We start from the raw sequence: 22,705 nt of genomic DNA, 5'->3' as shown, positions 1-22,705 counted from the left end.
AGATAAATCTTCAGATTTTATTTTGTTTATTACTGAAATTATTTATAGTGATTTAATCAAATTCAATTTTCTTTATTAGATAATAGTTTATATTTTTAATAAAGTATTTTAGACTTATTTAATTAATTCTAAAATAGTTTTAGCAGCTAATTTATTTGCATTACATTTTATATAATAATGTATTTGAGTAAATTTATTTTTTAATATCACTTGTTGTGGTGTATTATTATTATTTAATAAATCTATTAATGTTTCGGTTAATTTTTTTGGCTTACAATCGTGTTGGATAAATTCTTTTACCAATTCACAATTTGCTAATAGATTAGGAAGTGATATCCATGGAACCTTTATTAAGTATTTAATTAACATAAATGTTAATGGATTAATGCGATACGCTACGACCATAGGACATTTAACCAACATACATTCTAGGGTGGCTGTTCCAGATGCTACTAGAGCAACATCAGCTGCCATTATGATTTCCCATGTTTTTTGAGTATATAGTACACGACATTTAATAGAGTTTTCCGAAATATCAATAAATTTTTTAATGGATTTTTGAGTATTTAATGGCACTAAAATTTTTAGATCAGGGTAATGATATTTTAATAATTTGGCGCATGTTAAAAAATCGGGAGTTAACATTTTTATTTCTGTAATTCTACTGCCGGGTAATAATACTAAGCAACGTGCATTTATAGGAATACCAAGTTTTTGACGTGCTGTAATTTTATCAGGGATTAATGGTATATGATCTGCAAGAGAGTGTCCAACAAAATGACATGGTATTTTGTATTGATCATATATTTTTTTTTCAAACGGTAGGAGTACTAGAATTTTATCGATTGCTTTTTTTAACTTAAAAATACGATTTTTCCTCCAAGCCCATATTGATGGGCTAACATAATGGACGGTATGAATTCCATGAGCTTTTAATTTTTTTTCTAAAGTAATATTAAAGTCTGGAGAATCAATGCCGATGAAAATATCAATTTTTAGTTGTATAAATTTTCTAATTATATTTTTTCGGATATATAGTATTTTGGGTATTTTAGTTAAAATTTCAATAATGCCTATTATAGATAGTTCTTCTATATTATACCAAGATTGCATATTCTCAGATTGCATTTTAGCGCCGCCTATTCCAAAGAAATATACGTTTTTTAGGTGTTTTTTTAATTCTTTAATTAATCCTGCTCCTAAAAAATCTCCGGACATTTCACCCGCTACCATTCCTATCATGATTGGTCGATGTTTACTATGAACAATCATTTAACGAATAATTCCTCTTTGAGATCTTTTGAGAAACTCTATAAATTCATTAATGATAGGGTGTTCCACAGCGAGCCTTTTTAAAGCTATTTTTGCTCCTTCAATCGTTTTATTACTACGATATAAAATTTTATAAGCATCTCGAATAGCGTGTATAGTAGCTCTATTAAAACCTCTTCTTTTTAATCCTTCAATATTTAATCCAAAAGGAGTAGCGTGATTGCCTTGTGCTATTATAAATGGAGGAATATCTTGTGTCACTCCAGAGCATCCGCCGATCATAACATGCGCTCCTATGAGGCAAAATTGATGAATTGCAGTCATTCCCCCGATAATAGTGTGACTGTCTATTCGTACGTGCCCTCCTAAGGTAACATTATTAGCTAATACACAATGATCCCCTATTACACAATCATGCGCGATATGTACGTTTATCATAAATAAATTATTGTTACCTATTTTAGTAACTTGTTTTCCCTGTATTGTGCCGCGATGGATAGTAACGTTTTCTCTAATTTGATTATAGTGACCAATTTCTATACGGGTTGGTTCTTTAGCGTACTTTAAATCTTGATTTATTTCTCCAAGTGAGGCGAACTGATAAATTTTGTTGTCTTCTCCTATATAAGTAATTCCATTAATTACAATATGGGATTTTAGTAAAGTGCGCGCTCCTATTTCGACTTGTGCGCCGATAAAACAAAATGGTCCAATATGTACATTATCATGGATAATGGCGCCGTTTTCTATTATGGAACTAGGGTGTATTATAGTAGAGGAATTATTAACCATTTATTTAGATTTCCTTTCTGCGAGCACACATCATTGATGCTTCACAGGCCATTTTTTTATTTACTGTAGCAATACCTTTAAAACGTGCGACTCCGCGTCTTTCCTTGATAAATTCAACATCAAGGATCATTTGATCTCCTGGTTGCACTGGACGTTTAAATCGTGCTGCGTCTATAGCTGCAAAATAATATAATTCTCCTGGAGCTAATTTCCCTGTACTTTTAAAAGCTAAGATACCGGTAGCCTGAGCCATAGCTTCTAAGATTAACACTCCTGGAAAGATAGGTTTCCCCGGAAAATGACCTTGAAAAAATGGTTCATTAAAAGATACGTTTTTTATTGCTCTTAAAAATTTTCCTTTTTCAAATTTTAATACACGATCAATTAATAAAAATGGGAATCTATGTGGTAACAGTTCTAAAACTTCTTCAATATGTAAAATACAATCATTGGTAATCAAAATGTATTCCTGTGTAAGATAAAAGTTGTATTTACAACATGAATCCTGTTTTATCCTAACAGGATGAATAAAAAATTATTTTTATTGCTTTGTAATAGAAAAAATAGTTTTTTAATGTGTTGTTCTATAGTTTTTATACGTTTATTTATTTTATGTATACGTATAATTAAAGCAGCAGTCTTCCACCATGTCGTGTTAGGTTGCACAGGAATACCTGATGAATATATACCTGGTTTTGTTATAGATCTCATTACCATGCTCATTCCGGTAATTGTAACGTTATCACAGATATTTATATGTCCATTTATTACGCTAGCTCCACCTATCATACAATTTTTTCCGATAGTTAAACTACCGCCCATAATGACTCCACCTGCTATTGCTGTATGTTCGCCAATTTTAACATTATGTGCTATTTGGCATTGATTATCAATAATTACTCCATTTTCAATGTTAGTATTATCTAGTGTGCCGCGATCAATAGTAGTACATGCACCTATTTCTACGTTGTTTCCAATTTTTACTTTTCCTAAATGTGGAACTTTTATCCATGTTCCATGATTTTTTATATATCCGAAACCATCAGATCCAATAATTGTTCCAGATTGTATACGACAGAATTTACCAATTTCTACTGCGTGATGTATGCTAACATTAGCCCATATATGTGTTCCAGCGCTTATTTTTGTATGTCTTCCGATGAAGCTATTAGGACCAATAATTACATCATCTTCTATGATAACTCCGGATTCTATAGTTACATAGGCGCCGATTCCTACTCGTTTTCCTAATATCGCATCTGACGCAATACTTGCTTCAGATGCGATATGATTGTTAAATATAGGATTAGATTCTATTAGTTGAGCTGTTTTTATATAAGCAAGATAAGGATTTTTTACTACTAATGCTGAAATTTTACAGAAAATTAAATTATTTTTAGATAATATTATTGCTGATGCACGACAGGAATCTAGTTGATTTAAAAGGCGTTGATCTTTTAAAAACGTTATATGCCCTGCTTGCGCATTATTTATGGAGGCAATACCAGTAATAATAATATCTTTATCCCCATATAATTGAGCATTTAGTTTTTGTGCTAAATCATCTAGTCGTATCATGATAATTTATCCAATTTTTTTCATTACAGAATTTGTGATATCTGCTATATAACTATTGTTATATACGACTGCGTTAGAATCGATAACTATATCGTAATTTTCTTGTTTAGCAATATTTGTTACTAAATTATGGATAGTGTTAAGTATTTTATCTCTTTCTTCTGTTTGACGTGAGTGATTATCTTTCTGGAATTCTTTAGCTTTATTAGTAAAAATTTCACGTTGACTTATAAGAGATTTTTCTAGTTTATTGCGTTCTTCTGTTTTCATAGTGTTTCCATCACGTTGCAATGTTTGCATTTGTAGTTGTAATTCATTTTCCATATTTTCTAGATCGTTAGCGCGCTCTTTAAATTCGTGCTCGAGTTGTTTAATAACTTTAGCGCGTTGTGAAGAGTTTTGAAAAACACTAGAGACATTTACTATTGCAATTTTATTTGCAGCATTAGCAGGCAACACTTGTGTGATCCAAACAATAGCGCTTAACATATATATCCACTTATTCACTGTAGACTCCTTAACTTTTAATGATATTAAACTGATTATTTAATTATATATTATATATATATAGCATATATATTTACCATATTTTTCCAATACTAAATTGAAAAGGTTCTTCTATATCTCCCGAGTGTTTTTTTATTAATTTTGAATAAGAAAAAATTACAGGTCCAATAGGAGATATCCATTTTAATGATATTCCTCCAGATATACGAATATTTTTTGCGTTGCTATAATCTTCAATGCCTGCAGATTTTGTAGCTTCTGTATTTTTCCAGAGAGTATCCCATACTGTACCTGCATCTAAAAATAATGAAATTCGTGCTAGATCGGAGTATTGTTTGTTTAAAAATTTTAATGGAACTATCAGTTCAGTTTGTATAAGGGCTATCGCATTACCTCCTATCGTATCTTGAGAATTTTTTATTGAGCATTGATTATAATCATCATTTGAGTTATTACAGCGATAATATGCGGCTTTTGGTCCAATACTGTTTAGTTTAAATCCTCTAATTGTTTCAATACCACCAGCATAGAAGTTATCGTAGAAAGGGCTTTCTTTTTTATTTATACTACCAGCATATCCGGCGTATATAGATTTTTTAAGTATCCAATTTTGATGTTGGTCTAAAGGTATATAGTTATGGTTGTTAATTATAATCTTATAATATTTATTGTCTGATTTGGGTAATGTTAAGATATTCGATATAGTAATTTCTGATCCGGAGGTAGGAAAATATGCATGATTTAAGTTATCATACGTCCATCCTGATAGCAGCAGAATATCATTTGCAAGGAAATTAATGGTTTTTTCGGGGTATATATCATTATAATTTGATGAGGTTTTAAAATGAATACCTGTAGATTTTAGGTAACGCCATACTACTATTTGTGGGGATATTTTATTTAGATAATTATATATATAATTTAGTCCTATATTAAATTTATTATATTCAGTGATTGGATATGCATAGTTGATATTAATACCATAATTTTTTAAATTATAATCTGACCAATTTGTATTGTTTCGGTTTAAATCATAGTAAAATATTTTTCCTCCTATATTAATATTGTTAATGCCATAATATGGCTTTAAAGCAGATATTTCTGCGTAAGTTTGATAATAATTCTTAGTCCCATTAATAGATATGGTATTGCCTGATCCTAATATATTATTTTGGTACATTCCAAATTGGGCATTTAATCCGCTTTCTGTTCCAATTCCAAGGCTTAAATTTATATTTCCAGTATTATGTTCATCAATTTCATAAACGATATCAATTTGGTTTAGTGTGTTTGGTACCGGGGTAATATATGCATTTACAGTTTTGAGATAACGTAATTTTTTCAGTCTATTTTGATCTTGAATAGTGTGTATGTAATTTAGTAGTGTTTGTTCATTTTGATGTATTTCTCTGCGGATAACTTCATCTTTAGTGAAGTAGTTTCCCGCAAGTTTAATTTCTCGTACATAAAAAGGATAACCTGTATCAACATATATATATAATTTTACTGTTTTATTTTTGCTAATATCAGATTTTATTGAAACATTTGGTTTAACGTAACCATGCGTGTTTAGTATATGTCGTATATTGTATTCTATTTCTTTAATTTTATTATTACTATAAAGTTCGTTTGGTGCAATGTTTATATGTTGTTTAATGTTTGGAAATAAATTTGTTATATTACCCTTGAGTACTATAGAATCAAGGGTATGTGTTGTGCCTTCAGTAATATATATCGAAAGACAAACATTTTTTTTATCCGGTGTTAAATCAATTTGTATTTCATCTATATGGAATTTAGCATAACCTCGATTTAAATAAAAATTACGTAGCTCATCTAAATCTTGAAAAAATTTCTGTTTTTTATATTGTTTTTTATATGGAAAATGCCACCATTTTGTCTGTTTATATAATGTAAATTGTGATAATAATTGTTTTTTATTGAATACATGATTTCCAAAAATATTGATTTGTTTTACTGTAGCGGTTTTACCTTCAGTTAATATGATATACAAATCAACACGATTATTGGAGATAGGTTTATTTTCTATTTTAATTACTGATAAAAATTTTCCAAAGTGGTGATAAAATTTTTCTAATTCTTGTTTTACTTCAAAAATGGAATGTTCATTAAATGGTTCTCCTATTTTTATTTTTTTTGAATTCAGTATGTTTTTTATTACATCATTTTTAATTAATTTATTCCCATTGATATTAATATTATTAATTATAGGTCGTTCTTTTACTTGGATTAAAAGAACGCCATCATCTTCTATTTCTTTAGAAATAGTAATTTCTTCAAAATATCCTGTAGCAAATAATGTCTTGATACTATCCGAAATATTTTCTTCATTAATGTGAAGTCCTATTTTTATGGGTAAATTACATAATATTGTATCTGGAGAAATTCTCTTTAATCCATTAAAAAGAATTTTTTTTACAATAATATCAGCGCTGTATCCTGCGTTACTAATGATTAATAAGAATGCTATAAGTATCTTTTTCATCGCATTATTATTTTTATTTAGTTAAAATGTATTGATTAGCATTGCCATAATTTATTTATGTCATTAAACAATGCTATACTTATTACGGACATTAGTATTATATATCCTATAATATGGATAAAATGCTTTATTTTTTTAGGTATTAGTTTTCCGATAATTTTTTCTATTATGAGAAAAAACAGGTGTCCTCCATCTAATGATGGAAATGGCAGTAGATTTATAATGCCTAAATTAATACTAATTACAGATAGAAACATTAAGTAATAGATAAATCCATATTTTGCTGTTTCTCCGGCTTTTTGTGCTATTGAAATTGGTCCTCCTATAAGCTGTATGATATTAATATTTCCGAGAATTGCTTGAAATAGTGTATTGATTGTAAAATATATTAATTTCCAAACTTTTTTACAAGAATGTAATATTGCATCAAAATATCCATATTTATTTTTTAATAAAAAATTTTTTGTTGGTTTAGAAATAACTTTTGGTATAAATCCAATGATTTCTTCTATTGTATTTGGGTGAATGCAATGTATTTTATTAGATTGTAGATTTAAATTTAGATTTATTGTTTTATTTTCACGTGCAATAGTAATGTTTAAGTTGTTTGTAAGGTTATTTTTTATTATTTTAATAACTGATTCCCAATTAGTTATTGTTTGTTCATTAATTTTAATAATTTTATCTCCTATTTTTAGGCCTGATTGTTGAGCAGCAGAGTTTGGGCGGATTTTAAATATAGTTGGTATTATATATGTATCAATAGGTACAATACCTAAAGAAATTACGGGGTCGTTAATATAATTAATAGATTTATTAAACCAGTTATCAGGTATATTTAAAGTATAAGTTTTTATATTTGTATTATTTTGACATATTTCTATTGTGGAAATAACAATATTTTTTTTTCCAATATTATTTAGTATCTCTAATCGTATTGCATCCCAATTATGTGTATGAACATTATTAATAGATTGGATTTCTAAATTAGATAATAAGCCAGATTGATCTGCGATAGAATCAGGGATAATAGATTGTATAATTGGTTTGTGTGTTGGTGTTCCTATAATAAAAATTATTATATATAATATAATTGATAATAGGAAATTCATAATAGGTCCAGCAACTATAATAATAATTTTTTCCCAAGTTTTTTTTGAATTAAATGTATTATTATATTTTTGAGTATATTGTTTATTAATTGATTTTGGCGCGTCAAATAATTTTATATATCCGCCAAAAAGAATAGCAGAAATTGCGTATTCTGTATCTTTTTTTTGGTCTTTCCAACTCCATAACACTGGACCAAATCCTATAGAAAATTTTTCTATTTTTACGTTCAAGAAACGTGCTGCTAAAAAATGTCCATATTCATGAATAGTGATTAATATGCTTAGTGTTAAAATAAATGTGATTAAATTCCAAAAAAAATGTGATAACATAATTTTTATAAGTTCTCTATTCTTAATAATGTTAAGACAAATCTAATAATATTAGATAGGTGAATATGGGTATTGCAGCGGTTACACTATCGGTACGATCTAGTAGTCCTCCATGTCCAGGGATTATATTACCGCTATCTTTGATTCCTGATGTTCGTTTAAACATGCTTTCGTTTAAATCTCCTATTACGGAAGTAATGATGGAAATTATAGAATAAATAAATATGATGTGAGGAGACATCATAAAAACAGTATTATGTGTTATAATATATTTAATTAATAACCATGAAGTTCCTATAGATATAAGGATTCCACCAATACATCCTTCCCAAGTTTTTTCAGGAGATATGGAAGGTAATAGTTTATGTTGCCCTAAAGTACGACCTATAATATAGGCGCTAGAGTCGTTAACCCATACTAATATTAGTATGTATAGTAACCACCATGTGTTAATGAAATTTTTGTTAATATAATGAAGTTGATGTAATGTTAATATTCCCAAAAAGAATGGTAAAATTATTAATATTCCAAAACAGTAACGTAAAAAAATAGATTTTTTCCAAAAAAAAGTAGAGTATGGATAATATATTATTAATATAAATGATAATATCCACCAGATTATAGTTATATTTCCGATAAAATACCAAATAATTTTCCAATGTTTTATAGAAAAAATATTTTGTGTCACTACTATTGTAATGATGAGACTTAACAAAAAAAATATGGTACTGATCCATATTATTTGATTCATTGAGGAAAAACGCATTATTTTGCCCCATTCCCATGCGTTTATTAAACAAACAGCAGCTGCACAAATCGAAAATTGTGTTGTAGATAATGTTATTAATGTTAATATAATAACAGGTATTAATATACATGTACTAATAATTCGGTGTTTTAACACATATTTATATTCTTATATTTTATAAGATGTAGATTATGCAGATGCATTACTGCCAAATCGACGCTCTCGTTTAGTAAAAGTATTGAGTGCATTTTTAAAGATCATATCGTTGAAATCTGGCCATAGCACATCTGTAAAGAATAATTCAGCATATGCTATTTGCCAGAGTAAAAAGTTACTAATTCTATACTCACCTCCTGTACGAATTACTAAATCTACTGGCGCTAATTCATTCATACAAACACATTTACATAAAGTATCCTCATTAATTTGATTAGGATTCAACATTCCTTTTTGTACTTGTGTAGCAAGTTGTTTAACACCTTGGATAATATCCCAACGTCCTCCATAATTTGCTGCAATATTAAGTGTAAGTCCATTATTTTTAGCAGTTAATTGTTCAGAATTTTTAATATTTTTTTGAAGTTCAACAGTAAATTTGTTTATATCTCCAATAATGCGTAATTTGATATTATTTTTATGGAGTGTGTGTATTTCTTTGTTTAGAGCATGAGAAAATAATTGCATTAGAGATTTTATTTCCCCGCTGGGTCGTTTCCAGTTTTCACTACTAAATGCATATAATGTTAATGCATCAAGTTTATAATTTATAGCAAAATTTACAGCTCTGCGAGCTGCATCTAGCCCAGCTTTGTGTCCAACAATACGTAATTTCCCTCGAGTGTTTGCCCAACGTCTGTTTCCATCCATTATTATGGCAACGTGTCGCGGTAATACATTAGATGAAAAAGTGCTAATGTTTTGTTTATTTTTAGATGATATCACACGTGTTTATTATTTAAATCAAATATCTTAATATATACAAAAATTTTTTTATTAGTTAGTTGACATACATCAATTGTGATTAGTTAGCTATTACTTAATATATATGACATAATAGCTTTTATATATACAGTATATATGAGTATGATAAAAAATGTTTTTGCAAATCATTATTTATTTTTTTACATAACATAATGATGTTGTTTTTGCTCGAGCTTGTTTGTCTATGTAAAGTATCTCTTCTATATTATTAGGGTCATTAAAATGAACGACATCAAGTACATTACTTATAATATCAGGTATTTTATTAAAAGAAATAATTTTATGTAAAAATGCTTCTACGGCTATTTCATTAGCTGCGTTTAAAATTATAGTTGCAGCTTGGCCAGAGTTATTTGCGTCTATTGCTAATTGTAAGCAAGGATAACTATGATAGTCTAATTCTGCAAAATGCAGTGTGTTTAAACAATTAGTATTTATGTAAGACGGCATTTTCAGAGGCATCCTATTAGGATAAGCCATAGCGTATGCAATAGGAATTTTCATATCTGGAATAGCTAAGTGAGCTAACATGTTTCCATCTGTATAATGTACTATAGCATGCACAATAGATTGTGGATGTAGTAAAATTTGTATTTCATTAGATTTGGCGTTAAATAAGTAACGTGCTTCTATGTATTCTAGACCTTTATTCATCATAGTGGCAGAATCTACTGATATTTTATTGCCCATAGACCAATTAGGATGGGTGCAGGCTTGTTCTGGAGTTACTGAAGATAATTGTTCTTGAGGTATTTTTCTAAACACTCCTCCGGAGGCTGTTAGTACAATTTTTGATATACCATATTTAGATAAAGGAAAACGTCCTAGATTTTTTTGACATTTTATTGGTAAGTTCTGAAAAATAGCATTATGTTCGCTATCTATAGGTAATATAGTAGCGTTATGTGTTTCAGCCTCTTGCATAAAAAATTTTCCACAAGTAATTAAAGTTTCTTTATTAGCTAAAAGAATTTTTTTTCCAGCACGAATGGCAGAAAAAGTCGGTTTTAATCCGGCTATTCCAACTATGGCGGACATCACCATCTCTACATCATCTAGCATTGCTAATGCGCATGCGTTAGTTATTCCAGATAATACTTGGATATCATTTTTTCCAGCGGCAATTAAATTTGATTTTAACATCTTAGCAGCGTTTTCGTCTATCATACATGCGTATTTAGGACATATAGTCAAACATTGATTGGTCATTATAGATACATTATTTTTAGCTACTAAGGCGCGTACACAAAATTTGCTAGAATGTTGTTGGACCACAGAAATAGTAGCCTGTCCTACAGAGCCAGTACTGCCTAGTATAGTTATAGATTGCATACTTATAATATAATTTAGAAAAGTGAGTTAAGTGTATAAATTACATTTGTATATTTTTATACAGATGATTATGTATAGTGCATATGCAGCATTCAAAATTTCATTAATTCCATTTCTTTTTTTGATAATATAAAATTGATTTCTTTAATATAAGTATCTGTTAATTTTTGAATTTTATTGTGATAATTATGCATTATATCTTCATTAATTTCTTTGTTTTTTAATAAAAATTTGATTTTATCATTAGCAATACGTCGTATATTTCTTATAGAAATTTTACTTTTTTCTGATTCTGAACGTACCACTTTTGTTAAAGTAATACGACGTTCTTCCGTTAACATTGGCAATACAATTTTAATTATATTACCGCAAGAGATTGGATTTAATTCCAATTCAGAAGTATTAATAGCTTTTTCTACTAATTTAATTATTTTAATATCAAAAACATTAACAGTTAATGTACGGGGGTTTTCTACAGTAATATTAGATACTTGACGTATTGGCACTAATGCACCGTAGTAGTTTATCTGTATGTTATTTAACATGTTTATAGACACTTTACCTATATGAATAGTATTAATGTGTTTTTTAAAGGTGTTAATACATTTTTTTAGTTGTGATTCTAATTCAATTATAATCTTTTCTATCAAGATAGATACCTATTTCATATTTAAGAAAAAGTTAATTTATTAGATTTAATTGTATATAAAGTGTCTAGATATTATTTACTTATTAAAGTACCTTCTTTATATCCCATTATTATTCTTTTTAATGCACCATGTTTATTTATATTGAATACACGTATTGGTAACTCATGATCTCGAGCTAATGTAAATGCTGTTAGATCCATGATTTTTAATTCTTTATTTAAAACATCTTGGTAACTTAGTTGTTCGTATAATATAGCATCAGGATGTTTTATTGGATCAGTAGAAAATACACCGTCTACTTTAGTGGCCTTTAGTACCGCATCTGCTTGCACTTCAATACCTCGTAAACATGCAGCAGAATCGGTAGTAAATAATGGATTTCCAGTGCCAGCCGCAAAAATTACCACCCAATTATTGGATAATAAATTAATAGCTTTTATCCAGTTATAATCTTCGCACATGCCGTTTAGCGAAATGGATGACATAAGGCAAGCATGGACATACATATGGTTTAATGCGCTTCTCATAGCTAATCCATTCATTATTGTTGCCAACATACCCATATGATCCCCAACTACTCGGTTTATACCAGATTTTACTAAACCCGTTCCTCTAAATAAGTTGCCTCCTCCTATTACTATACCTATTTGAATGCCTATTTTAATAAGTTCTTTAACTTCTATAACCATTCGGTTTAATACACTTATGTTTATTCCAAACCCTTCGGACCCTTGCAATGCTTCGCCACTAATTTTAAGTACAACGCGTCGATAAATTGGTTGAGTGTGAGTTACCATTAATCATATTCCTCACAAAATGACTAAATAGAACTAAGTATCGATTGAGTTAAATTATTGGATCAGATACATATAATATCGATGCCTCTTATCTATGCATGCATTAAATATAGTTTTTTAAAATAGTTAAGAACATATCATACCTAAAGTACTTATTTAGCAGAATATATGATAGTATATATTTGTCAATTTTGTATAAATATTAATTTATATAAAATTCGCCAATTTCAAATCGCGCAAAGTTATTAATTTCAATATTATGGTCATTTAATAGATTTTCTATTGTTTTATCAGTATCCATAATAAATTTTTGTTTTTTTAACACTATCTCATTGATGAATTTATTCATTCGTCCTTTGGCTATTTTTTCTAAAATATTATTTGGTTTTCCCGATTTCATGGCAATTTCCATTTGAATATGGTATTCACGTTTTATCACGTCACTTGGAATATCTTCGACATTAATATATTTTGGTTTTTCGGAAGCTATATGCATAGCGATATGCTTTATTATGTCATTACCAATTTTTTTGTTAGTTGCAATTATGACGCCAATTTTTAATCCATGTATATAATATTCTAAATATTGTCCTTGTAAAATAATGAGTCTATTTATATTTATATTTTCTCCTAGTATTGCTATCGTATTGGCTTTTTGTTTTATAAACATAGTATTTATTAAATTGACATCATTAATATTTTCACGTAATGCTGTCATCATAACAGTTTTAGCAAATTCTTGAAAAATATTATTTCTTGATACGAAATCAGTTTCACAATTTATTTCTATCATGACGCCGAGTTGTTTATTAGGTGTTAATTTTATTAGAATTATACCTTTTTTTGTTGTACGATTAGATTTGTCATCAGTAGTTTTTGCGCCAGATTTTCTCATATTTTCTATAGCTAACTCAATATTTCCATTAGCTTGAATTAATGATTGTTTACATTCTAGTATTCCAATATTAGTGCGCCTGCGTAGTTCTTTAATTAAATTATTATTAATATTAGCTATATTCTTTTTCATAGTGATTTTACATAAGAAATATTATACATTAGAGTAATGTTACTATAGTAAGTAGCATAGTTATTATGTGTATGATTAAAATAAATTTTAAGTCTAATTATTTTGAATTGTATTAGATACAATTCCTAGATATAGATTAATTGCACGTATTGCATCATCATTTCCTGGAATAATAAAATCAATTCCATCTGGATTAGAATTAGTGTCTACTATTGCAAAGACTGAAATACCTAAACTGCGCGCTTCTTTTATGGCGATCTGTTCATGTGTTGCTCCAATAGCAAAAATTGCTTCTGGTAGCCCCCCCATATTTTTGATACCTCCTAAACTATTTTCTAAACTAATAAGTTCTCGATTTAATATTAATGCTTCTTTTTTTGTTACCTTTTTAAAGGTACCGTCTTTTGACTGATGTTCTAAATCTTTTAAACGTTTTATAGATTGACGCACTGTTTTCCAATTCGTCAACATTCCACCTAACCACCGGTGATTGACAAAAAATTGATTACACGATAATGCTGTTTTTTTTATTGCTTCTCGAGCTGCGCGTTTAGTGCCTACAAATAAAATTTTACCTTTTAATGAAGTAATATTTTTTAATTCAAATAGTGCTTGTTTAAACATTAACATAGTTATTTCTAGATTAATAATATGTATTTTATTACGTATCCCAAAAATAAAAGGCTTCATTTTAGGATTCCAATAACGTGTTTGATGTCCAAAATGTACTCCTGCTTTTAGCATATCTCGTATAGAAAGTTGTTCCATTTTATATATCTCCTAATGAAATTAAGTGTTGGATATATTATGTGGCAATATTGTAGAATTTTAAATATTCTAAATATGGATAAATTATATTGTATATGTTATACTAATTTCAGTGTATTATGATTGATTCAGAATAGTAATCTATAGATAAGGTTAATGAAATTATTTTTCATATACTAATATGTGTTAATTTATTTAAATATTTAGGGAATTAAGTATGCTATTGTAGCATTTAATTACTGAAATGTTTCAAATGTATTTGTTTTGGATTTTTAAATTATGAATATTATTATCAAATCGTCTATAGATATAGAAAAGATGCGTCTTTCGGGAAGATTAGCAGCGGAAGTATTAGAAATGATTGCGCGTCATATCAAACCTGGGGTTAGCACCGAGGAATTAAATACTATTTGTCATAATTATATTACACAAGTACAAGATGCTATTCCCGCCCCGCTTGGGTATAAAGGGTTTCCTAAATCTATTTGTACATCAGTTAATGATGTAGTTTGTCATGGTATACCAAATAACGCGCTTAAATTGCGATCAGGAGATATTATTAATATTGATGTTACAGTGATTAAAAATGGATTATACGCGGATACCTCTAAAATGTTTTTTGTAGGTAAACCTACAGTTTTAGGACAACGTTTATGTCAGGTAACTCAAAAGAGCCTTTATTTAGCGATTCGTATGATTAAACCGGGTTTACGTCTTCGTGATATAGGTAGATCTATTCAAAAATTTGTTGAACACGCAAATTTTTCGGTGGTTAGGGAATATTGCGGTCATGGTACTGGAAAATTTTTTCATGAGCCACCTCATGTATTGCATTATGATGCGGATGATGATAATTGTGTGTTACAATCTGGTATGACTTTAACGATAGAGCCAATGGTTAATACAGGTAGTCGACATGTTTTTACTGACCAAAATGATGGCTGGACTGTAAAAACACGAGATCATAGCTTATCTGCGCAATATGAACATACTATTGCTGTGACTAATAGCGGATGTGAAGTGTTAACTTTACGGGATGAAGAGTGTTTTCCAGAGGTTATTACCCATGCCAATTTATGAGATTTGTCTGAAATATTTAGAGATTTTTAAAAATTAAATTTTATTATTATATTTATTAATGTTTAATGTCGGAATGTTGTAATATTAAAATATAATGAATAATTTATTCATTATATTTTAATATTTACAGTATTTAAATTTAATGATTAGTTTACTAAAAACGTTGTGTCAGTATAGTGTATAAATAGTAATGAAATTTAGGGGTTACATGTATATTAGTACAATTTTATTGTGGATTTTTTATGTGTATTTATTAATATGAAATTCTGTATTATATATAATATTTATGAAATGATTTATGGTTAATTTGTTATTTTGAGGTAATTATATTGTATAGGTTAATAAGATATGCAAATATTAAAAAATATAATAGAAATAGCTTTTGAAAAAAAAGATTTTTTTTTACAACATGATAAGAGTAAAAATCGTGATTCTGTTGTTGATGCGATTTTAGAAGTCTTAAGATTATTAGATAGTGGAATGTTACGCGTCTCAGAAAATATTAATGGTGTTTGGGTAACACATCAATGGTTAAAAAAAGCAATCATATTATCTTTTTCTGTTTTAGAAAACAAATTGACTAATTGGGGTGATAATTATTTTTTTGATAAATTTTCTTTAAAATTTTCTAGATGGAATCCCCAGAATTTTATTAATAAAAATTTACGAGTAGTTCCACCAGCTACTGTTCGGTATGGAGCTTATATTGCTAATGATACAGTAATTATGCCATCTTATATTAATATTGGTGCGTATATTGATGTAGGCTCAATGATTGATACTTGGGCTACAGTTGGGTCTTGTGCTCAAATTGGGAAATATGTGCATTTATCGGGAGGCGTTGGGATTGGAGGTGTTTTAGAACCGTTACAAGTTAATCCGACTATTATTGAAGATTATTGTTTTATTGGCGCTCGTTCTGAAATTGCAGAAGGAGTAATTGTTGAAAAAGGCGCCGTAATTTCTATGGGAGTATTTATTGGACAAAGTACTAAAATATATGATCGTGATAGCGGTTGTGTATTTTATGGTCGTGTCCCGGCGGGTTCAGTAGTGATCCCTGGAAGTTTTCCAGATAAGAATGGAAAAGTTAATACTTATTGTGCGGTGATAGTAAAAAGAGTAGATTCTAAAACTAAAAATAAAATTCAGATAAATAAATTATTGCGTGATTGTGTAGATAGTGATTGATTAATGATTTTTTTAAACAGTAATGTTTGTCGATTTTTAATATTGTTGTATTATATTTTTAATAGGATACATTTACATTATGTCAATAATGTACTATTTAGTTTTAATTCAGTATAATAACAATTGATAATATGACTTCAACATTTGATTATATCATTATTTTTAATATAAAAATTACTAAGTTTTATGTATGTTACAGTTAATAATTAAAAATTAAGTGTGTTTCTAATTTAGATGTATGCATAGTTATATATGTACAGGTTGCATGTATTAGAATTACCGTTATATGGTACTCGTTTAATAGAAGCTTCTGCAGGTACTGGTAAGACGTATGCTTTAATAATAATTTATATTAGATTATTATTATGTTTGGGTAGCAGATTTGATTTTTTTCGGCCTTTAACGGTACAGGAAATACTTGTAGTGACTTTCACGAAATCTTCGGCGCGAGAGCTTCGGTATCGTATAAGAGAAAGTATTCACCAGTTTCGATTAGATTGTATATCTGGGTTTAGTACGAATTATATATTTTCTAGTTTATTAAAGCAAATCAAGAACATATCTGCCGCAATTTGTATATTATCTGCAGCAGAGCAAGAAATAGATCAAGCATCTATATTTACTATACATAGTTTTTGTCAAAATATCTTGAATAGTCATGCAATAGAATTAAATATGTTATTTCATACAACTATTGTTGATGATGAAAAAATATTTTATCAACAAATGTGTGAAGATTTTTGGAGAAGAAATTTTTATGGGCTTCCGTGTAATATAGTGAGTTTAGTTCAAGAATATTGGAAAGATTCATATAGTTTATTAAATGATATTTTGCCTTTTATATATGGATCATATCCAATATTTTGTGGGTATGACACGCATACGAAAAGAATAGGAATTTCTTCTTTTTATGAAGAAATAATTTTGTATATCAAACAACTTAAGAATGCATGGAATATAAATAGATATGAGATAATGATTGCGATTAATTCTTATAAGATTAATCGCAAGATATATAATAAAAAAAATTTATCATGTTGGATCGATAGAATTAATCGATGGGTTAGTTGTCCGACGGTTGATCATATTGTACCCAAAGATTTGTACAGATTTAGCACGAGAGCACTGAAAATATGTAATAATTATAAAAAGAATGCTTTATATTTTTTATTTGATTCAATAACAATTTTATATAAAAAATTAGCATCTTTTAAAGCATTAGTGTTTGATATTGCGATTTATGAAATCCGTAATGATTTAAATAGAACGCGGTACTTAAGATCTTCTATTACTTTTAATGATATTATTAATGTGTTAGAGTGTAATTTATCTGATAATAGCGTTAAAAATAATTTAGCAGATATAATACGTGGATATTATCCGGTAGCTATTATTGATGAATTTCAAGATACTGATGAGAAACAGTTTAATATTTTTCGTGTATTATATGATAATCGTATAAATAATGGTTTAATTTTAATAGGAGATCCAAAACAAGCAATTTATGCTTTTCGTGGTGCTGATGTGTTTGCATATATGAAAGCGCGTCAAGTTATTAAAGATAAATACTATTTTAATATTAATTGGCGTTCATCATCAGGTATGGTCAATGCCGTTAATAGTTTATTCCAATCTATATCTAATCCCTTTATTTTTGCAGATATGCCATTTATTCCTTCTAAATCTGCTGATAATGACAATGCATATCGGTTTATTATAAATAATAAATTACAAAAACCAATGTGTTTTTGGTTACACCCTTCTGAAACGATTACTATTGAGTCCTATCAGCATGCAATGGCAGAAGAATGCGCTATTGTTTTGTATGATTTGTTATGTGAAATTAATAATGGTAACGCTTGGTTAAAAAATAAATCGCATAAGAGATTATTACAGCCATCGGATATAACTATATTAGTACGTACTCATAAAGAAGCATTGCTGATGCGTACTGCTTTACTACAAGCAAATATATCGGCAGTATTTTTATCAAATTCTAAAAGTATTTTTGAAACAATAGAGTCTTATGAATTACTATTATTATTACAAGCAGTTTTATATTTAGATCGTTTTAGGATCTGTACTGCTTTAGCAACTATTTTTTTTAATTTTAGCGCGTTTGAGATTGATAGCGTCAATAATGATGAATCTAAATGGGAATCTATATTAGAGAATTTTTCTGAATATAATTCAGTGTGGAAAAAACATGGAATTTTACTAATGATAAAAAAAATAATTTTTTATTATAAGGTACCAGAAAAATTATTATCTATAATTGGCGGGGAATCTAGTTTAATAAATATTTTACATTTAGGTGAATTATTACAAGATGCATCGAGTTCATTGCAAGATGAATATATGCTTGTAGAATGGTTAGTATCTAATATGTCGCGACATACAAGTAATGAAATACAGGATTATAAATTACGATCAGGTAGTAATCGATCATTAATTAAAATTAGCACGATACACAAGTCTAAAGGTTTAGAGTTTCCTTTAGTATTTCTACCGTTTATTGCGGATTTTAATTATAAAAAAAATATTTTTTTTCATGATAGAAATTCATATAAATCTTGTTTAGATTTTAATGAGTTAGAATCAAATTTAGTATTTTCAGATGAAGAACGTTTATTAGAAGATTTAAGATTACTATATGTAGCTTTAACTCGTAGTATTTATCATTGTTCAATAGGTATTGGAGCAATAACGCATAGATATAAAAAAAAATCTAATATTAATGAGTTACATAGAAGTGCGGTGGGTTATTTAATACAGAAAAATAGTTATGGAGATTTTAAAAAGATAAAACAAAATTTAATAGAACTATGTATTAATTCAGCAGAGAATATTTCTTTTCGTATTATTTCAAAAATGAAAAGATCTTTTTCTGCTTTATCTTTAACCACATCTGGTCAAGTTTTATCGGCAAAAACACGAAAAATATTGAAAAATATTATTTCATGGAATATGACCAGTTTTAGTGAGTTAAAAAAGAGTAATAACGGTATATTATGTTGTACAACACAAATGTTGCGTGATATTAATGATAATTTTTCTCATGAACAACATAATTCTTTATCATTAACTCCTCACCTTTTCCCTAAAGGAAGAATTTTTGGAAGTTTTTTGCATAATATTTTAGAAGTGTTAGACATTAGAGATGCTATTGATATAAAAAGATTATATATTTATATGGATAAATATAAGATTGATACTATGTGGGGTGCGCTTATTAGAGCATGGATATATAAAATAGTAAATACTTCTCTGAATTATGAAAATTTAACTCTTGCAAAAATATGTCCTAATGATAAAAGGACTGAATTACAATTTTATTTACCTATTAATAAAAACTTAAATTTAAAAAAATTAGATGCTTTGTGTAAGAAATATGATGTTTTATCATATATGGCGCCTTCTTTAAATTTTTTAGAAGTTAGAGGGATGCTAAATGGATTTATTGATTTAGTTTTTCGTTGGAATCAACAGTATTATTTAGTAGATTATAAAACAAATTGGTTAGGTCCAGATAATAATTTTTATATTAATTATAATATGGAACAAGAAATTATTAAGTATCGTTATGAATTACAATATCAACTTTATACTTTAGCATTACATAGATTTTTGAGAAGTAGATTAGAATCATATAAATATGAAAAAGATTTTGGCGGAGTATATATTTTATTTATACGTGGAATGAATGGAAAAAAATGCAGCAATGGAGTATATTTTTCGTATCCAAAATTCCAATTTATTGAAAAATTAGATAATTTATTTTAGGTAAATAAATAATAATATAAGTTATAAAAATTTATTTTTTAAATTTTTATATGTAAAATAAAAAAATATTTTATATATCAGGGATGATTGTATGGTTACGTATTTATTATTAATCAATTTATTAATAAAATATTTATAAATATATGTATACAACGTTATTATAAAATAATTATGTTGCACATAATATTGATGCATTATGAAATTCAAATTTCAGTAAAAAATTTTTTATTTAAATTTTTATAGACAACTAAAGTTTTGTATATTTGAATTTGATATTAGAATTTTATTTTTTATGGAATATATTATTGAAAAATTTTTAAAACTAGGAATATGTAATTTTTTAGATATACAATTTGCGAGATTATTAACTTTGTCGAGCCGCAATAATTTACATCATAATGTGAAAGATGTATTAGCGTTAGCTAGCGTTAGCTTAAGTGCATTTGTTAGATCTGGTCATGTTTGCCTTCCTATATCATTATTAGTTTCCGGTGAATTATTTACGGAAATGCATTCTGAATTATTACACGAAATACATAAAAAATTAGGGATACTATCAATAGATGATTGGTTAGATTTGTTATATAAATCTCCTGCCGTTAGCAATGGAGCATTAGTAACTCCTTTGGTACTAGAGAATGGTCGTTTATATTTGTATAATATGTGGCAGGACGAATGTATAGTAGCTCGTTTTTTTAGTCAAGAATGCTGTTCTGAAACTTTTCATGTAAAAAGAGTGTTTAATATTTTGAATCAATTATTTCCCGATAATTACACTGAGATCAGTTGGCATAAAATAGCAGCAGCCATTGGAATAATACGTAATAGAGTATTAATCTCTGGAGGGCCTGGTACCGGGAAAACTTCGATGATCGCTAAAATGATCGCAGCTATACTATTATATAGTAGTAATAACGCTATGAATATTAAGATAACTGCTCCAACTGGAAAAGCAGCAGCTTTATTAACTGCGTCGTTTAATAGCATGATAGGTGGTATTTCACAATTAGATACATGTTATTTTTCCAATATACCAGAAAAAGCAATGACGTTACATAGTTTTCTTAAAAATTGGTTACATAAAGGGAATAATTTTTACTATAGTAATTTAAGTTATAAATCTTTAGATTTATTAGTAATTGATGAAGCTTCTATGATTAGTTTATCTATTTTAGCTCAAGTAGCATTAGCACTTAAACCTGAAACGAAAGTGATTTTTTTTGGTGATCAACATCAATTATCTTCAGTAGAACCTGGTTTTATATTTCAGGATTTATGTAAATTTAAAAAATTTCATTATTCCAATCGACTCAGTCAAGAAGTTAAGCAATGCACTGGTCATGATATAGTTTGTTCTAATACTGATGAGTTTATTGGATGTAATACATATACTAATTTCAGTAATTATAATGGGATTATAGATGGAATATGTACATTAAATAAAAATTATAGGTTTAGCGAAAATTCTGGAATTGGGCAGTTAGCTTATTTTATAAAATTAGGTGATTATAATCATATATTATCTGCATTAACTTCTAATACATATACAGATATATATTATAATGATATGTCATGTTTAGATAAAAATTATGTAAAAATGATTATTAATTGTGCTATGAAATATTCAGCATATTTAAAAATTTTGCAAAGTTCTGTAATGACTACTGAAAGTATTTTGGAGCATTTTAATAGATATAGAGTCTTATGTGTATTACGTGATGGACCGTTTGGAATAGAAAAAATAAATTCTTATATTGAACAATTATTACATGAAGAGGGTTTAATTCAATTACATAATTCTGGAAACTATATAGGTCGCCCTATTCTTATATTAAAGAATAGTCCATCGTTAGGATTATATAACGGAGATACTGGCATATTATTGTCAAATAATGAAAATAAATTATCTGCATATTTTTTATTACCTACGAATATTATGAAAATTGTCCCGATATATCAGTTACCAGCATATGAAACTTGTTTTGCAATGACTGTTCATAAATCTCAGGGTTCTGAATTTAAGTGTATTACGATAATATTACCGAATCAATATACACCGATATTGACTCGTGAATTATTATATACTGCTGTTACTAGAGCACGTCAGAGTATTTTTTTATATGGCACAGATCAAATAATCATGCGTAGTGTACGTACTATTACACATCGTTATAGTGGTTTATATTCTAGACTCAAGAAAAATCTTGTAACACAATAACATTATATACTTTCTATTATCAATTAGAAAATA

At 28.0% G+C, this 22,705-nt stretch carries 18 protein-coding genes; 4 read left to right on the top strand and 14 right to left on the bottom strand.

Annotation, left to right across the window (positions count from 1 at the left end; genetic code table 11):
* Positions 1 to 114: 114 nt before the first annotated feature.
* The 14 genes from lpxB to rpsB all read right to left on the bottom strand — a co-directional run bounded on the left by lpxB (position 115) and on the right by rpsB (position 14,400).
* A complete protein-coding gene (lpxB, locus tag M9405_RS01325; protein WP_250223478.1) occupies positions 115 to 1,272 on the bottom strand; it encodes a lipid-A-disaccharide synthase in 1,158 nt (385 codons plus the stop codon).
* Positions 1,273 to 2,064, bottom strand: a complete 792-nt coding sequence (lpxA, locus tag M9405_RS01320) for an acyl-ACP--UDP-N-acetylglucosamine O-acyltransferase (RefSeq protein ID WP_250223477.1) — start codon at positions 2,062 to 2,064, stop codon at positions 1,273 to 1,275.
* Between the two features lie 4 nt (positions 2,065 to 2,068).
* The gene (fabZ, locus tag M9405_RS01315; protein WP_423775046.1) at positions 2,069 to 2,524 is read right to left on the bottom strand and encodes a 3-hydroxyacyl-ACP dehydratase FabZ; all 456 of its coding nucleotides are present in this window, start codon (positions 2,522 to 2,524) and stop codon (positions 2,069 to 2,071) included.
* Between the two features lie 50 nt (positions 2,525 to 2,574).
* Positions 2,575 to 3,648 carry a UDP-3-O-(3-hydroxymyristoyl)glucosamine N-acyltransferase gene (gene lpxD / locus M9405_RS01310; RefSeq protein WP_250223548.1) on the bottom strand — a complete coding sequence of 358 codons (1,074 nt, stop codon included), beginning with the start codon at positions 3,646 to 3,648 and terminating at the stop codon, positions 2,575 to 2,577.
* On the bottom strand, positions 3,649 to 4,149 hold the full coding sequence (locus M9405_RS01305; RefSeq protein ID WP_250223476.1) for an OmpH family outer membrane protein: 501 nt from the start codon (positions 4,147 to 4,149) through the stop codon (positions 3,649 to 3,651). It abuts the gene before it with no gap.
* 73 nt (positions 4,150 to 4,222) lie between these two features.
* The gene (bamA, locus tag M9405_RS01300; RefSeq protein ID WP_250223475.1) at positions 4,223 to 6,655 is read right to left on the bottom strand and encodes an outer membrane protein assembly factor BamA; all 2,433 of its coding nucleotides are present in this window, start codon (positions 6,653 to 6,655) and stop codon (positions 4,223 to 4,225) included.
* Positions 6,656 to 6,690: 35 nt separating this feature from the next.
* On the bottom strand, positions 6,691 to 8,097 hold the full coding sequence (rseP, locus tag M9405_RS01295; RefSeq protein WP_250223474.1) for an RIP metalloprotease RseP: 1,407 nt from the start codon (positions 8,095 to 8,097) through the stop codon (positions 6,691 to 6,693).
* Positions 8,098 to 8,128: 31 nt separating this feature from the next.
* Positions 8,129 to 9,001 carry a phosphatidate cytidylyltransferase gene (locus tag M9405_RS01290; protein ID WP_250223473.1) on the bottom strand — a complete coding sequence of 291 codons (873 nt, stop codon included), beginning with the start codon at positions 8,999 to 9,001 and terminating at the stop codon, positions 8,129 to 8,131.
* 33 nt (positions 9,002 to 9,034) lie between these two features.
* On the bottom strand, positions 9,035 to 9,784 hold the full coding sequence (uppS, locus tag M9405_RS01285) for a polyprenyl diphosphate synthase (RefSeq protein ID WP_423775049.1): 750 nt from the start codon (positions 9,782 to 9,784) through the stop codon (positions 9,035 to 9,037).
* Positions 9,785 to 9,958: 174 nt separating this feature from the next.
* Positions 9,959 to 11,158 carry a 1-deoxy-D-xylulose-5-phosphate reductoisomerase gene (ispC, locus tag M9405_RS01280; RefSeq protein ID WP_250223472.1) on the bottom strand — a complete coding sequence of 400 codons (1,200 nt, stop codon included), beginning with the start codon at positions 11,156 to 11,158 and terminating at the stop codon, positions 9,959 to 9,961.
* Between the two features lie 92 nt (positions 11,159 to 11,250).
* Positions 11,251 to 11,808 carry a ribosome recycling factor gene (frr, locus tag M9405_RS01275; protein ID WP_250223471.1) on the bottom strand — a complete coding sequence of 186 codons (558 nt, stop codon included), beginning with the start codon at positions 11,806 to 11,808 and terminating at the stop codon, positions 11,251 to 11,253.
* A gap of 71 nt (positions 11,809 to 11,879) precedes the next feature.
* The gene (pyrH, locus tag M9405_RS01270) at positions 11,880 to 12,605 is read right to left on the bottom strand and encodes a UMP kinase (RefSeq protein ID WP_250223470.1); all 726 of its coding nucleotides are present in this window, start codon (positions 12,603 to 12,605) and stop codon (positions 11,880 to 11,882) included.
* Between the two features lie 202 nt (positions 12,606 to 12,807).
* Positions 12,808 to 13,632 (bottom strand): translation elongation factor Ts, encoded by an 825-nt coding sequence (tsf, locus tag M9405_RS01265; RefSeq protein WP_250223469.1) that lies wholly within the window; start codon positions 13,630 to 13,632, stop codon positions 12,808 to 12,810.
* A gap of 93 nt (positions 13,633 to 13,725) precedes the next feature.
* The gene (rpsB, locus tag M9405_RS01260; RefSeq protein WP_250223468.1) at positions 13,726 to 14,400 is read right to left on the bottom strand and encodes a 30S ribosomal protein S2; all 675 of its coding nucleotides are present in this window, start codon (positions 14,398 to 14,400) and stop codon (positions 13,726 to 13,728) included.
* A 279-nt stretch (positions 14,401 to 14,679) separates the two neighbouring features.
* Here rpsB and map point away from each other — a divergent pair, with 279 nt between their 5' ends.
* The 4 genes from map (at position 14,680) to recD (ending at position 22,672) form a co-directional block, all read left to right on the top strand.
* Positions 14,680 to 15,480 (top strand): type I methionyl aminopeptidase, encoded by an 801-nt coding sequence (map, locus tag M9405_RS01255; RefSeq protein ID WP_250223467.1) that lies wholly within the window; start codon positions 14,680 to 14,682, stop codon positions 15,478 to 15,480.
* Between the two features lie 348 nt (positions 15,481 to 15,828).
* On the top strand, positions 15,829 to 16,671 hold the full coding sequence (gene dapD / locus M9405_RS01250; protein WP_250223466.1) for a 2,3,4,5-tetrahydropyridine-2,6-dicarboxylate N-succinyltransferase: 843 nt from the start codon (positions 15,829 to 15,831) through the stop codon (positions 16,669 to 16,671).
* Between the two features lie 252 nt (positions 16,672 to 16,923).
* Positions 16,924 to 20,454 carry an exodeoxyribonuclease V subunit beta gene (recB, locus tag M9405_RS01245; protein ID WP_250223465.1) on the top strand — a complete coding sequence of 1,177 codons (3,531 nt, stop codon included), beginning with the start codon at positions 16,924 to 16,926 and terminating at the stop codon, positions 20,452 to 20,454.
* A 292-nt stretch (positions 20,455 to 20,746) separates the two neighbouring features.
* Positions 20,747 to 22,672: an exodeoxyribonuclease V subunit alpha gene (recD, locus tag M9405_RS01240; RefSeq protein ID WP_250223464.1), complete on the top strand. Its 1,926-nt coding sequence runs from the start codon at positions 20,747 to 20,749 to the stop codon at positions 22,670 to 22,672.
* The last annotated feature ends 33 nt before the right edge of the window (positions 22,673 to 22,705 follow it).

Source organism: Candidatus Blochmannia ocreatus (genome assembly GCF_023585745.1).
In the GTDB taxonomy this organism is placed as follows: domain Bacteria; phylum Pseudomonadota; class Gammaproteobacteria; order Enterobacterales; family Enterobacteriaceae; genus Blochmanniella; species Blochmanniella ocreatus.
The sequence above is the reverse complement of the archived record's forward strand: the minus strand, read 5'-3'. Positions and strand labels throughout refer to the sequence as shown.